Genomic DNA, 14551 nt, shown 5'->3' with positions numbered 1-14551 from the left:
GGGCTTTTTGATTTAAGCAGCTTCATCAGGCTGTGCATCATACAAATGCACCAAAAAGGCTTCCACTTGATCAGCATTCAAAGCAAATGGCCTAAATTTTTCCTGCCCTTGTTCATTCAAATACTGTAGCGCATGACTATTCCTACTCACATACTTCATCGACCAGTCTGCAAAATGTGCTTGATCAATGCTCTTAAATCCATAGATCATAATCTCACGATGTCGAGAATCTTTGCTTAGCTTTTCTACCAGCAGTTCAAGTATTAGCTCGTTACCTTCCAAACACTGAAAAAAGTGGCCATCTGCATAATACAGCACACCTGTAATTGCATGACGATGGTTAAAATCTCGCGCTTCACTCAGTATGTTTCTTAAATCTTCCAGCAATGTCACTGGAGAAGATGTTGAACAGCTGGCATAGCAAAGTTGCTTCATCATCGAACTGCCCTCATCTTTTTTAGCCCCTAAAAAATAAAAACTGCATTGGAATCTTATCGTTCCAATACAGTTTTAACATAGCATTCTTCAACGGATCAATTAATTAAAATAATCTTCTGTGGGCTTTGCTAGGCCAACTAAACCATTGCGTAATACATCAGACCAACCTTTACTAATCATTGTAAAATATGGGTCTTCTTCATAAATTCGCTTTCCATTAGGAATGACAAGACTATCTTTTTTATAAATAAGTGCATCCAATGGCAAACCCACAGACACATTAGAACGAATGGTCGAATCAAATGAAATTAGGCTACAACGCATCGCTTCATCTAAAGGCATGTCATAACGTAATGCACGGTCTAAAATAGGCTTACCATACTTACTTTCACCAATTTGGAAATATGGTGTATCCGAAGTTGCACTGATAAAATTTCCCTGCGGATAAATATTATACAATTGCATATCAGCACGACCAATTTGCCCACCGACCAACAAACTACAAAAGTAATTACTTTGCTCAACTGTATCTGAAGTGACATCTGCAATGACTTTTCTTAAGGTATGCCCAACCAATTCAGCAACCTCAAACATCGTATTTAAGCTATACAAATTAGGCTCTATTTTCAGCTCCAACTGATTTTGTAGATGACCAATCACGGCTTGCGTTGTGGCTAAATTGCCTGAGGTTTGTATCACAATGAAGCGCTCATTGCTTACACCAAAGGTATATAATTTGCGAAATACAGAAATATGATCTACGCCCGCATTAGTACGCGTATCACTAATAAACACCATGCCATCCTGTAAGCGCATCGCACAACAATAAGTCATTTTTAATCCTTCTTTTTTTCAACAGCGAAGTACTTGCACAATCGAACTCATTGATTCAATACCGCCTTTTTCCCGTACCCCCCGCACGGGAGCAACATCCCAATAATCACGGCCAATTGCGACATAAATATGCGCATTTGGTTTAAACAATTGATTACTAATATCAAAACAATACCATGCATTGTCTATAAATGCTTCAGCCCATGCATGACTGGCCAGATGTGCTGTTTGTGGTACATATAAATACCCCGATACATAACGTGCTGGGATACCCAAATACTTACACATTGCAATAAACACATGACTATGGTCCTGACAAACGCCTTCACCATGCAAAAAAGCTTCTAATGCTGTGGTATGTACTGAGGTTCTTGCAGGTGTGTACGGAATACACTGTAAAATTGCCTCAGCCAAAGCCACTAAGTTTTGATGTGTCGGAGTTGGAACATACTGATGTGCGAAACACTGCATTTCCGTATTGCACAAGGTACGATCTGTCGGCTGTAAAAACATAGCAGGTGAGATATGTGCCAAATCTACACCCAAACTATTATTTACATTCAACTCCACAATTCCCTGCGCCATAATCGTCAATTGGCTATAAGGTTCGTATTGTGAGCTGGTCAACCAAATATTTTCAAATGCATCGTGTTTCGCAATAGACTGACCAGGCACACTCACCGCCCAATGATGTACCTTTTGATGGACATTACTGGGTGGTGTCATACGAATATATTGAATGCTCCGATTTACATCCGCAGAATAACTATAATGCGTTTGATGATTCACCATGAATTTCATGTATCAGCCTCAAATATCCGTTGAATCGAGTCATAAAAATGAAAAAAATGCGTGTTATTAGGAACTTGCTGCAATTGTGCCCATGTTTGTTCTAAATCAGACCAACCTAAGTGCTCCAATGAGCTCACAATATGACCAACCTTCGCTAAAGTCGTTGTTTCATCTTGTTGTAAACGTAACTGTCGATCGAGTTCCTCTATACCTTGCCCCAAACTAAAAAATAGAAAAATAGTTTCAGATTCAGTTTCTAAAATATCTTGGCATTCAGATGCCACATCACAAATATAGCCTCGATTTTCATTGGCATTTTTTATCAACAAACTTAATTCTGCATAATTCACTGCACTTAGCACTGCGCGTAAATCTTGAATATTGTTTTTTGCACATTCAAACTGATAAGAAAATGAGGCCACCTGTGTTGGATCTAACAATAGCTCATTTAACTCAATTGCATCCTCAGCATTTAAAGCAAATGCATGTGCATACTGCGCTGCTTCTTCGTCTACTTGAAAAGGAAATTGAGCACATAAGTACTGTATACGTGTTAAATATCGCCCCAACCAAAAAATATTTTGTACATTACTTTTTAACAAAATCATCTCATTTTCCTTTTATTGGTATAAGGCATCACACATGTAGGTTATCCACCACCCAAGTATCCTTAATCCCTCCACCCTGAGATGAATTGACCACCAATGAACCCGCTTGCATGGCTACACGCGTCAAACCACCAGGCACAATTTCTGTGCGATAAGGTGAACTCAGCACAAAAGGACGTAAATCAATGTGTCTTTCTGCAGCCCCATGCGCAGTCAGCGTTGGGCACACAGATAAATCCAAAGTAGGCTGTGCAATATATAAATGTGGCGTAAGGCTTATTTTCTTTCTAAATTCATGAATTTGCTGTTCAGACGCTTGGGGCCCAATTAACATGCCGTATCCACCAGAACCTTGTGCTTCTTTTACCACCAATTGTTCTAAATGACTCAACACATAATCTAAATCTGCTGCTTCACGGCATTGGTAAGTGGGCACATTTTTTAAAATGGCTTGCTCACCTAGATAGAACTGAATCATTTTATCTACATACGGATAAATTGATTTATCATCTGCCACACCAGTACCCGGTGCATTGGCAATCACAACATTATGTTGATGATAAGCCGACATTAAACCTGCAACACCCAAGGTACTGTCTGGTCTAAACGTTAATGGATCCAAAAACGCATCATCTAAACGACGATAGATCACATCTACCCGTTGACGACCTTTAATGGTTTTGACATAGACCACGTCATTTTCTACAAATAAATCCGCAGAAGTTACTAACGGTACATCCATTTCACGTGCCAAGAAAGCATGTTCATAATAGGCACTGTTATAGCGACCTGGCGTTAAAATCACGATAAATGGATGATCACAATAAGCATTTTCTTCAAGTATTTGTCTGAGCAAGCTTGGATATTGCTCTATGCCCAAAATATTGCTCTTTGCACATAAATCGGGCATGAGTTTTTGGCTTATTTTGCGTGACTCCAACATATATGACACACCTGATGGTGTACGTAAGTTATCTTCAAGCACATAAAACTCACCATGACGATCACGGATAATATCAACACCACTAATCTGGCTATAGACCTGACCTTTTAAATGGTGCTGTACCATTTGAGGCAAATATGCCTCATGCGACAACACTTGTAACTCAGGAACAATACCCGCCTTTAAAATTTCTTGTTGATGATAGATATCATGTAAAAATAAATTGAGTGCACGAACACGTTGAGCACAACCAGTGGCTACGGTATTCCATTGTTTCTTCGCAATCACACGTGGAATTAAGTCATAAGGGATTGTACGTTCGGTCCCCTCAGCCTCACCATAAACATTAAAGGTAATACCTTCATATAAAAAATGTTCTTTTGCACGTTGGTTTAATGCTTTTAATTCATCTAAATTATGCTGCGATAGCCAATGTTCTATGTTTTGGCATGCTTCACCCGAGATCAATCGATCATCACGCATTTCATTAAAAAAATTTGACTTCAAATGTTCAAACAACGCATAGGACTGTGCTGTCGCTGTATTTCTACTCATGGTAGATACAGATGATGCATACGCCTCTAAGGATGTACTGGAAGCTGTATCGTGTATATTTTCTTTCAACATACCAACCTCTTCTCTTTGTAATCTATTGTAAGCAAATCAAAGCAATAAGCATGCCAGCTGTATAAATTACCACCTTGTCTTACATTTATTGATCATTTCCAACATGTACACAAGACTAAAATTGCGCCATCTTGTTTCAAATTGTGCTGTTTTTTTTAAGTCAAAGACTTGCGAAATAAATCCAGTTTTTTTATTGTGTATTTTGGCGTTGCCCATCTCACTACTAGATTAGTTATTGTCTACATTATGTCCTCACAAGAAAAAGAAACATCCAACAGTCTCTATCGCCAATGGCAAATTTTGTCGCGATTACCCACAGGAAAGTGGATTGGGACACGTGAATTGCAAGAAAGCTTGGTACGCGAAGGTATCGATATTAGTTTGCGCACCATTCAGCGTGATTTAAACCAAATTGCCCAGCGCTTTCCAATTGAAAGTAGCAAAACATCGCCTCAGGGCTGGCGTTGGCGGGCTGATGCACCTATTCAAAGCTTGCCACACATGACCAGTTCTCAGGCTGTAACTTTTATGATGGTTGAGGAACATCTTAAACATTTACTGCCGCCTAGCCTCATAGAGGAAATGAATCCTTGGTTTGATTTGGCTCGCCGAAGTCTTTCCACCCAAAACAGTGTGCGCCAATGGATCAACCGTGTTCGTATTGTGCCGGCCAATCAGCCTCTTATACCGCCAACTGTAGATAAAACATCACAACAAACGATTTATGAAGGCTTACTCCAAGACAAGCAATTAGAATGTGTATATCAAGGCCGTGGTTTACAAAGTGAGGAAAAGACCTACATCTTAAATCCACTGGCATTGGTTCAAAAAGGTGCAATCATTTATTTAGTGTGCACCCGACATGACAAAACCGACATCCAAACATTCGCTTTGCACCGCTTTAAATCTGCGCAAGTGCTTAATTCACGTGCATTGCATCCAGTCAATTTTGATATAGATGCTTATATAGAATCTGGTGCATTGGGCTTTAGGGTTGATTTTAATCAACCTACTGAGAATATCGAGCTTCGCCTCACTGTTACAGAACAAGATGCAGGCTACTTTGAAGAATCTCAGCTCAGTAGAGACCAAACCATACAAAAACTAGATAATGGACAGATTTTAATTACTGCAACTGTACCCTATACCTCGCAATTGGTTTGGTGGTTACGTAGCTTTGGAAAACGTATTCAAAATATTGAACCCGAATATGTTTTACATGCAGTACAACAAATCAATGAACCTTAAAACGCTAAAAAAATCCAAATACTGTATTCAAGCTAAGCTTTGAATGAGGCGGTATGGCCAAGCTTATCTAGCCATTTTACAAGCATAAGGCTGCATAGAAAAAAGTCCCAAAACTGGGACTGATAATTTCTTAAAATGTTATTGTCATTCTTAGCGTTGATTGGCTGATTGAAATACCGTATTCAGTTGCTTTCCCCACTGCATACGGTATTGGTAAGTTAAAGTCAGTTTAGAGATCTTGATTAGCATAAGCATGCTAGATCTGCATTGTTAAAACGGATCGATTTTTTAGTCATCTTTATTGCTCCTTTTGCTGGGGTAAAATCAATTTATCTAAAAAATCTTAGTGGGTGAAATCATAAGAATTGCTTTGTATAGCAGATCAAAACCTAAACAATTTTTCAGAAAAACTTAGTCCACTCTTTGCAAATAACCATGCGTATAGCTCATGAATTTCGCATATTAATTTGCACAGAACTACATTCAATCAACAAACTAAAACTTGAGAATTGCTAACAAAATCGGCACATTAAAAGCTTAATGCAGTCTATGGATAAATTTTTATATGCCAAGCCCAACACAATCTATACGACATAAACTGCTCAATACATTTTTTTCACGCCATTCTATTTGGTTCTTGTGTATTTTTATTTGTTTGCTGGTCACGTCATTCCATATTGGCTATGAGCCTCGCTATATTTATTATTTTGTTCCCAAAACCTTGCTCAATAGTGTTTGGGTTATCACGGCAATCTTAAGTTTGATTGGTTTGTATGACGTGCTTCAAAATAAACACTCCATCTTAAAAAATTACCCAATCATGGGGCATTTTCGTTTTTTATTTGAAGAGTTCCGTCCTGAAATTCGCCAATATTTTATTGAAGCTGATCAAGATGCCCTTCCTTTCTCTCGCATGCAACGTAGCTTGGTTTACCAACGTGCAAAAAATGAAAATGCAGATAAACCCTTTGGTTCTATTTTAGATGTTTATCAGGATAATTATCGCTTCATTACCCATTCACTCAGCCCATGTAAACCTGCAAATCCTGCAGACTTTAGAATCAGCATTGGTGGGCCACAATGTACTCAACCTTATAGTGCATCAATTTTAAACATTTCAGCCATGAGCTTCGGAAGTTTAAGTGCTAATGCCATTCGTGCACTCAACAAAGGTGCACAGATGGGACAGTTTTACCATGACACTGGTGAAGGTAGCATTAGCCCATATCATTTAGAACATGGAGGCGATATTGTTTGGGAACTAGGAAGTGGCTATTTTGGTTGTCGCACACTAGATGGTCAATTTGACCCTGTTCGTTTTGCAGAACAAGCCAAACTTCCTCAAGTCAAAATGATTGAAATTAAGCTGTCTCAGGGCGCTAAACCTGGTCACGGTGGCATTTTGCCTAAAGATAAAATTTCTGCTGAAATTGCTCAAATCCGTGGTGTTAGTCGCGATCATGATTGCGTATCGCCGTCAAGCCATCCTGCTTTTAGTACCCCCCTCGAATTGATGCATTTTATTCAACAATTACGAGAGCTTTCCAATGGTAAACCTGTAGGCTTTAAACTTTGCCTCGGCCAACCTTGGCAATTCATGGGTATTGTTAAAGCCATGCTTCAAACCCAAATTTTGCCAGATTTTATTGTGGTCGATGGCTCTGAAGGTGGCACTGGCGCAGCCCCTGTCGAGCTAATTAACTATATGGGTACACCGCTACGAGAAGGTCTACTCTTTGTACACAACAGCTTAGTGGGTGCTGGTTTACGCGATAAAATTAAAATTGGCGCCAGCGGTAAAATCATTAGCGCTTTTGATATTTCCAGCACAATGGCGATTGGCGCTGATTGGGTCAATTCTGCTCGTGGCTTTATGTTTGCCGTTGGTTGTATACAAGCGCAAAGTTGCCACACCAACCAATGCCCTGTAGGCGTTGCCACGCAAGACCCAGACCGCCAAAAAGCGATTCATGTACCCACCAAAGCAGAACGGGTCTATAACTTTCATAAAAACACCCTGCATGGCTTGTCTGAAATGTTAGCCTCAGCCGGCTTAAGCCACCCTGCGGATTTAAAGGCACATCATTTAGCGCAGCGCATTAACGATCGTGAAATTAAAAACTATGCCCAGCTCCATTTTTGGCTAAAAGAGGGTGAACTTCTACACTGTGAGAATAAAGATCAAGAAAATTTTTATTATCGCATGTGGAATATGGCAAGCGCCGAGCGTTTTTAAACAACTGAATGAACATAAAAAAAGTAGCATATTGCTACTTTTTTTATGTTTTTGATCAACAAAAACTCAAGGCTAAACCTGCAACTTAGTAATAACTTTTACTGCTATTTGCATTTAAAAAAGCAGGAATTAAACCTGTTAGCGCAGCGCGAATATCTGCACGCTCGTTAATTAACTGATGAGAGCCTTCTTCTAACATGAGTAGCGTTTGTAAACGGAACTTTCGGCGAATAAACTCAATATTGTAACGCCAGTCAACCGTCTGATCCTGCGCACCTTGTGCTAACCACACTGGAATGCGACATGCTGGACGATCTTCCATTTCCTGCATCCACTTCGACATTGCTAAAATCCAATCCATACCCATCATACGTGGCTGTAGTGGATCTTTTAGGCGTACAAAGCGTAAAAACTCAGGATTATGGTTATTGCGGCGAAAATGACGAGGCACTTCACGCTTAATACGGCGAATAATGCCCAAACCAACCGAATTGTGCCACCAAGCAGTTTTGGCTGGACGAATTAGTGGCGATAACAACAATACGCGATCTACATACGGGTTTTCACGACGCTCAGCAAAGGCAAGCAAGTGATGCAACCAAATTGCGCCACCCGTGCTTTGACCAATGCCTAACCATGGCTGAGGCAATTGCGAAGCATGTTTTACATAACGGTATACGGCGTCTAATACGGCTTGGTAATGATCAAAATTTTGAATACTCGCAGGTGAGCCATTGCTTAAACCATGCCCAGGTAAGTCATAGGTCAAAATACTGTAGCCTTGCTCAAGTATTTCTCGAATTATCGGTTGATAAATACCGCTATGCTCTAAATAGCCATGCAATAAAAATACCGTCCCCTTACTCTGTTGACCTTGTTCTAATTTGGGTTGAAAGACCTGTACATGTAGCTTAAACAAAGGCATTTCAATTGCACCTTGCCAATGCTCACAATTCAAAGCATCTAAACCATACAAACGACGATAAGCTTGAATTTCCAAAGTCGGCGTATAAGGCCGATTTAAATTTAATTGTTCTAATAACAGAGGCGTAGTTTCACGGCTCGGTATAGGCAACTCTAATTGCTTTAAAATTGCAGGATTTAAAAAAGGTATATCAGACATTAAGGTACCTCCCTGCATTCTGTACCTACCCACATGTCGCGCATTGTCGCCAACATTTCATAATTGGCACGGCGACTATGGTCATAATTTTTTTCACTTGGGCGCCATCGGGTTAAATGCGTTGGCATTGGCGCTTCTATAGCGATTGTTTCAATGCCATTGAGTGCAAATAAACGTCGAGTTCTTGGCATGTGATAACGATCTGTAATGAGCATTACTGTAGGTGCACCACCTTTTTTCTGCAAGAGCAAAGAGCTAAAACGTGTGTTTTCACAGGTATTCATACTACGGTCTTCAAGCAATTTGGCTTCTACACCACGCTCAGCCAACCAACGTTGCATATAAGGTGCTTCTACACCACTCAGTACAATTGGCAATTTATACCGCTGTTCTACTGTGAGCGTTTTTTCTAAACGTAAGCGTGTATAGTCATTTACAACAATATCTTTACCATTTTTATCGAGTGTTAAACCACCACCTAACACCACAATTGCATAAGGTTCAGATAAGTGCGTTGGCTTTGCTTGTGTGGCTTTTTTCTCATTTTCATTTTGGTTCTGAATCAGGGCAATATCTTTAAATATTTCATCATCTACAGGCTCTGAAGCCGCCATTTCAACAGGATGTGTTTTTAAAAACTTAATATAATATTGCATCTGTTCATCATCAAGTTTTGCATTGAAATCAAAAACATTTGCCACTGTCGCTTCAGATGCACTACTTGCCTCTGCTTGATCATCCACAGGCACCAATAATGGCACTTGAGGCCGATTTTTCTCTTCAGCTTCTTTTTGAATGTCTTCTTCGATATTTTTTTGCAGTGCTTTATAACGTGCCTGTACCAACATCAAATCTTGTGCATTTTTAGTTTGGATCGCTTCTTCCATCACTTTTAAATACGCTTGACGTGCAATCCACATATCTGAACCTGGCTCATAGCTTTCGTGGTCACTTAAAGAAGCCATTTTTTGACTTTTGGCAGCCACCTCATTCACTTCTACAGGTACAAAATAATTCAGCGCACGTACGATCAAGCTAGAATAAAAAGGCGTATAAATAAAAACGATCAGACAGCCGAAAAGCGCAAATAGTAAAGCGACTATTTGCACCAAACGGACTATCCATGGCGTTTTTTTCATTTTTTAGTCCTGATGTGAACGGATTAAACCTTGCTGACTAAACAACACAGGTTCAGGTTCTAAGTCAATTCCAAACTGATGATATACATCATTTTGTACAGCTTGATAGGTACGGCGTACATCGTGCAAAGTTGCATCAGCATAATTTACCAGCACCAAAGCTTGCTTATGAAACATTCCTACAACACCTAACTTTTTGCCTTTCCAACCCGCTTGATCAATTAGCCAGCCTGCTGCAATTTTGAACTGCCCATTCGTTTGAGGATAATGCGGTAAGTTAGGATGTTTTATTGCAATTGCTTCATAATCCTGCTGAGAAATGACTGGGTTTTTAAAAAAACTACCCACATTTGGAAATTCTTTAGGATCTGGTAATTTAGCTTGTCGAATATGAATCACCTGACGTTGTAAGTTTTCTGCGGTAAGCTCATCACCTACTGCTGCTTTTAAATCACCATACTGTAATTTCAGTTCTGGTGCTTTCAACAGCTTAAATTGAACCGCACAGATAATGTAACGATTTGGATCGTCTTTAAATACACTATGACGGTATGCAAAATCACAGTCTGCCGATGCAATACATGTAAATTTTTTCTGATTACGATCATAGACTTCAACCGTATCAATAAATTCACCTGCTTCAACACCATAAGCACCAATATTTTGTACAGGTGCCGCGCCTACAAGCCCAGGAATCAAAGCCAAATTTTGTAAACCATACAACTGCTGTGTCGTCGTCCATAACACAAAGTCATGCCATACCTGACCAGCACCCACACACACCGTGCGGGTATGCTCATCTTCTACGAGAGTTTCAATCCCCATTATGTGCATGTGCAATACCAAAGCATTGATGTGCTCTGGCAGGAGCATATTACTGCCCCCTGAAAGTATAAATACATTCAGTTGCTCTGCCTCTGCAAAAGCCAATGCTTCTAACAGGTCTTGTTTTGAAGACACTTGAACATAATGAGAAGCAATCGAATTTAAATTGAGCGTATTAAAAGGCTTAAGTTGTACTTGAGTCTGGATATGCATATCGAATCTTAAACCTTAATATTTTAATTTTTTCTGAAGAACCTGAATCCAGGCACGACTGCTGGATTCACACTGGTCAAGTACCAACTCAAAACCATTTGCACCACCATAATACGGATCTGGAACAGCTTGTTCAAAAAAGTCAGGATCATGCTGACTCATGAGTGCAATATCAGCACGTAAGGCATTTGCACCAAATTCTTGCTGTGCTTGGATCTTTAAAGCTTGAATATTCGCTAAGTTTTCATAATCCATGGCAAGAATCAAATCGAATTCTACAAAATCTTGAGTTTTAAGCTGACGTGCACGTAAGGCAGACAAATCATAGCCACGCTTTTTAGCATGTTGCTGGCTTCTAGAATCTGGTGCCTTACCAGGATGGTAATTGCTGGTACCTGCAGAATCAATTGCAACATTCAAGTTCGCTTCATCACATAAGTGCCTGAACACAGCTTCAGCCGTAGGAGAGCGGCAAATATTACCTAGACAAACACATAACACCTGATAGGGCGTTTGGGATGACATAAGAACCTCAATGTTACTTTTATTTCAAGCATCTTATGTTAAGTTATTTAAAGGATGAATCCTATATCAACCCTCAACAATAATGCGCATTTAGATATAAAAATTAAGGATAAAGTCATGAGCCAATTTCAGTTTCAAACGGTGAGTAATATTATTTCGGGGTTGGGTTCAATTCTTGAGCTTAAAAACCTGCTCCATGACTTTAACCCGAAGCGCGTATTAATTGTGACTGATCCAGGTATGTTGCTTCATCAGTTGCATTTACCCATTGTCGAAATATTGGAAACGCTTAAACAAGACTATGTAATTTATGCCAATGTACAAGCAGACCCTCCTGAGCATTTGGTCCTCGATGCAGTACAATTTGCGCAAAATGAAAAAATTGATCTCGTACTTGGCTTTGGCGGCGGTAGTTCTTTAGATGTGGCTAAAGTGATTGCGATCTTAGCGCACCCTCAACAGCATCAAACTATTCAAGACCTATACGGTGTAGGCAATGCCAAGCGACCACGCCTGCCTCTGATCTTAGTTCCAACCACGGCAGGAACCGGTTCAGAAGTTACTCCTATTTCTATCGTCACCACAGGTGAAACCACCAAAACTGGCATTGTTTCACCTGTGTTATATGCAGATGTCGCTATTTTGGATGCCCACTTTACGCAAAATTTACCTGCTTCAATTACAGCTGCCACAGGTATAGATGCTATGGTGCATGCCATCGAAGCTTACACTTCTAAAATAAAGAAAAATCCTTATGCAGATATGTTAGCCAAGCAAGCGCTTCGCTTATTAAATAAAAATCTTCCGTTGGTACTCAACGATGGAAATCATCTTGAAGCACGACAAAACATGCTGGTTGGCTCAATGCTCGCTGGACAAGCATTTGCGAATGCACCCGTAGGTGCAGTACATGCTTTAGCCTATCCGCTTGGTGGGCATTTTCACATTTCACACGGACATAGCAATGCTTTAGTACTGACTGAAGTTCTTAAATTTAACGCACCAGAAGCCAAAGGCCATTACGCAGAGCTTATGCAATGGCTTGACCCTTATAGCACAGGATGTACAGCAGGCTTATGTGATTTATTTATTGATCACATGCAAAACCATCTAGATCAGAGTGGTCTAACGCTTAAATTGCAACAGCTCGATATTCCACATACCAAATTAACTGAGTTGGCTACTGATGCCATGTTGCAAACTAGGCTCCTACAAAACAACCCACGCCCCTTACAACAACAGGATGCTCTACAGATTTACAACGCAATTTACGCTTAAATAATAATTTATGACTGTCTAGCTGTGATGAATTCGACATTCCTACACTTTTACTGTTTATTAAATCAGTGAAATGGTGATTTATTTATACATTCGAATTCAACACATTAGATGTTGATTAAAAATCAATCACCAAAAACCATATTGTTTTTAAACACTTTTTATTACTTTTATATTTTAAAAAAGCTTCATTTACATTGTAAATTTTCTTATTTATTAAGCTTTTTCATGTATTAACTGCATACACTTATATCTAAAACCACTTCAGGATTTGAATTGGTATGACGCAATACAGACTAAGGAAAAGCAAATGAATCATATTAAAAAATCAGCATTATTGGTCGCACTATGTGGTGCAATGCCTTTGGTTCATGCCTCTACATCTGATGGAAAAACATGGGCTGTTTCAGCAGGTTGGTTGCACATCATGCCTCAAAGTAGCGCGCAAGGTGTTTCAGGAAGTACAACAGATAAAACACCTATTTTAGGCGCTCAACAGGCCTCCTCTCCAAATGCTGGCTTTGAAGTACAAAATGCGGATACTGCTGGCTTAATGCTTGATTACTTTGTTAATGACAATGTTTCTCTCGAACTAGTTTTAGGTGCACCGCCAAAAATGGAGTTATCTGGTAAAGGTGAAATTAGCCTCCCAGTTGTTGGATCAGTCGCAAACTTAGAGCAATTTAATAAAATTGCAACAACAGATGCATATACCCCAACCTTCACTGCACGCTATCACTTTGGCTCAATTAACAACCGTATTCGGCCTTATGTGGGCGCAGGTGTAATGTACGCGCATTTCAGCAATGTAAAAGCAGATCCTGCCATCAATACAGAACTACAGACACATAATCCACTCGTAGGTGGTTTACTTAAACCCGAATTAGGCAAAATTAAAGTCGATGATGCTTTTGCACCTGTTGCTACGGTAGGTGTTGATGTGAATTTGACCAAAAATTGGTTTGGTACGGCGTCAGTCAGCTATTCTCATCTCTCGACCAATGCAAAACTTAATGTCATTGGTAATAGCAACACAGGTGACCGTGACACGGTGTTACTTGGATCAAGTAAAATTGAAATTAATCCCGTTGTCACCTACTTAGGCCTTGGCTATCGTTTCTAACTCAAAAATACAGAAAAAATTATTGTTTTAATTTTTAAGCTTTCATTTTGCCATAGCCATTCAAATTGCTTGAATGGCTTTTTTTTACTTGAATAAACTGGCGTAGCAAAGTAAAAACACATAATGCTTGATAACAATACCGACCCAAATGAAACCAACGATCAGACAACGCAATCAATATCGCTTTATATTTCCTATTCAAACCCGCTGGGCAGATAACGACTTGTATGGGCATGTCAATAACGTCACCTATTACAGTTACTTTGACACAGCAGCCAATGCCTTATTAATTCAAAAAGCAGGCTTTAATATTCACCACTCTCCCATCATAGGTCTAGTGGTGAGCTCTTCTTGCAACTTTATGCAAGAACTCAGTTACCCAGAGATTATTGAAGTCGGTGTTGCCATTCAAAAAATTGGAAACTCCTCTTTAAGCTATGACTTGGCAATTTTTAAACAAGGACAAAATCACGCCGCTGCACAAGGTAGTTTTGTACATGTTTTTGTTGAACGTGAACATAAAAAAAGCACCCCGATTCCATCAGAAATGCGAGATGCCTTAAAGCATTATCTTATTAATTTAAGTAATGATGAATAAT

14 protein-coding genes are annotated in these 14551 nt (G+C 39.6%); 5 read left to right on the top strand and 9 right to left on the bottom strand.

The window, feature by feature from the left end; all coding sequences use genetic code 11:
- Positions 1 to 12: 12 nt before the first annotated feature.
- From DYI81_RS11620 to DYI81_RS11600, 5 genes are all read right to left on the bottom strand, one after another.
- Complete coding sequence (locus DYI81_RS11620; RefSeq protein ID WP_227865893.1) at positions 13 to 438, bottom strand: BLUF domain-containing protein; 426 nt, start codon at positions 436 to 438, stop codon at positions 13 to 15.
- A 99-nt stretch (positions 439 to 537) separates the two neighbouring features.
- The gene (locus DYI81_RS11615; RefSeq protein ID WP_106984895.1) at positions 538 to 1272 is read right to left on the bottom strand and encodes a proteasome-type protease; all 735 of its coding nucleotides are present in this window, start codon (positions 1270 to 1272) and stop codon (positions 538 to 540) included.
- An 18-nt stretch (positions 1273 to 1290) separates the two neighbouring features.
- Positions 1291 to 2073, bottom strand: coding sequence for a transglutaminase family protein (locus tag DYI81_RS11610; RefSeq protein ID WP_106984896.1), 783 nt, complete (start codon positions 2071 to 2073; stop codon positions 1291 to 1293).
- Positions 2070 to 2672: a hypothetical protein gene (locus tag DYI81_RS11605; protein WP_106984897.1), complete on the bottom strand. Its 603-nt coding sequence runs from the start codon at positions 2670 to 2672 to the stop codon at positions 2070 to 2072. Before DYI81_RS11605 ends, DYI81_RS11610 begins: the two co-directional genes overlap by 4 nt.
- A 28-nt stretch (positions 2673 to 2700) precedes the next feature.
- Complete coding sequence (locus tag DYI81_RS11600; RefSeq protein ID WP_106984898.1) at positions 2701 to 4242, bottom strand: circularly permuted type 2 ATP-grasp protein; 1542 nt, start codon at positions 4240 to 4242, stop codon at positions 2701 to 2703.
- 246 nt (positions 4243 to 4488) lie between these two features.
- On the opposite strand from DYI81_RS11600, the gene DYI81_RS11595 reads away from it, so the two are divergent.
- Together DYI81_RS11595 and DYI81_RS11590 are read left to right on the top strand one after the other, a co-directional pair.
- A complete protein-coding gene (locus DYI81_RS11595) occupies positions 4489 to 5490 on the top strand; it encodes a WYL domain-containing protein (RefSeq protein WP_106984899.1) in 1002 nt (333 codons plus the stop codon).
- A gap of 565 nt (positions 5491 to 6055) precedes the next feature.
- The gene (locus tag DYI81_RS11590) at positions 6056 to 7726 is read left to right on the top strand and encodes an FMN-binding glutamate synthase family protein (protein WP_106984900.1); all 1671 of its coding nucleotides are present in this window, start codon (positions 6056 to 6058) and stop codon (positions 7724 to 7726) included.
- 85 nt (positions 7727 to 7811) lie between these two features.
- On the opposite strand, the gene DYI81_RS11585 is transcribed toward DYI81_RS11590, so the two are convergent.
- The 4 genes from DYI81_RS11585 to DYI81_RS11570 are packed head-to-tail and all read right to left on the bottom strand — an operon-like array spanning position 7812 to position 11551.
- Positions 7812 to 8849, bottom strand: coding sequence for an alpha/beta hydrolase (locus tag DYI81_RS11585; RefSeq protein WP_106984901.1), 1038 nt, complete (start codon positions 8847 to 8849; stop codon positions 7812 to 7814).
- The gene (locus tag DYI81_RS11580) at positions 8849 to 9988 is read right to left on the bottom strand and encodes a YdcF family protein (protein ID WP_117007600.1); all 1140 of its coding nucleotides are present in this window, start codon (positions 9986 to 9988) and stop codon (positions 8849 to 8851) included. Before DYI81_RS11580 ends, DYI81_RS11585 begins: the two co-directional genes overlap by 1 nt.
- 3 nt (positions 9989 to 9991) lie before the next feature.
- Positions 9992 to 11026 carry a UDP-N-acetylmuramate dehydrogenase gene (gene murB, locus DYI81_RS11575; protein ID WP_117007599.1) on the bottom strand — a complete coding sequence of 345 codons (1035 nt, stop codon included), beginning with the start codon at positions 11024 to 11026 and terminating at the stop codon, positions 9992 to 9994.
- Positions 11027 to 11041: 15 nt separating this feature from the next.
- Positions 11042 to 11551, bottom strand: a complete 510-nt coding sequence (locus DYI81_RS11570) for a low molecular weight protein-tyrosine-phosphatase (RefSeq protein ID WP_106984904.1) — start codon at positions 11549 to 11551, stop codon at positions 11042 to 11044.
- 117 nt (positions 11552 to 11668) lie between these two features.
- Here DYI81_RS11570 and DYI81_RS11565 point away from each other — a divergent pair, with 117 nt between their 5' ends.
- The 3 genes from DYI81_RS11565 to DYI81_RS11555 all read left to right on the top strand — a co-directional run bounded on the left by DYI81_RS11565 (position 11669) and on the right by DYI81_RS11555 (position 14550).
- The gene (locus DYI81_RS11565) at positions 11669 to 12829 is read left to right on the top strand and encodes an iron-containing alcohol dehydrogenase (RefSeq protein WP_117007598.1); all 1161 of its coding nucleotides are present in this window, start codon (positions 11669 to 11671) and stop codon (positions 12827 to 12829) included.
- 310 nt (positions 12830 to 13139) lie between these two features.
- The gene (locus DYI81_RS11560; protein ID WP_117007597.1) at positions 13140 to 13952 is read left to right on the top strand and encodes an OmpW family outer membrane protein; all 813 of its coding nucleotides are present in this window, start codon (positions 13140 to 13142) and stop codon (positions 13950 to 13952) included.
- A 148-nt stretch (positions 13953 to 14100) separates the two neighbouring features.
- Positions 14101 to 14550 carry a thioesterase family protein gene (locus DYI81_RS11555; RefSeq protein ID WP_117007596.1) on the top strand — a complete coding sequence of 150 codons (450 nt, stop codon included), beginning with the start codon at positions 14101 to 14103 and terminating at the stop codon, positions 14548 to 14550.
- The last annotated feature ends 1 nt before the right edge of the window (position 14551 follow it).

Origin of the sequence: Acinetobacter sp. SWAC5 (assembly GCF_003419885.1) — a bacterium.
GTDB classification, from domain to species: domain Bacteria; phylum Pseudomonadota; class Gammaproteobacteria; order Pseudomonadales; family Moraxellaceae; genus Acinetobacter; species Acinetobacter cumulans.
This window is presented reverse-complemented; position numbering and strand designations above follow the sequence as displayed.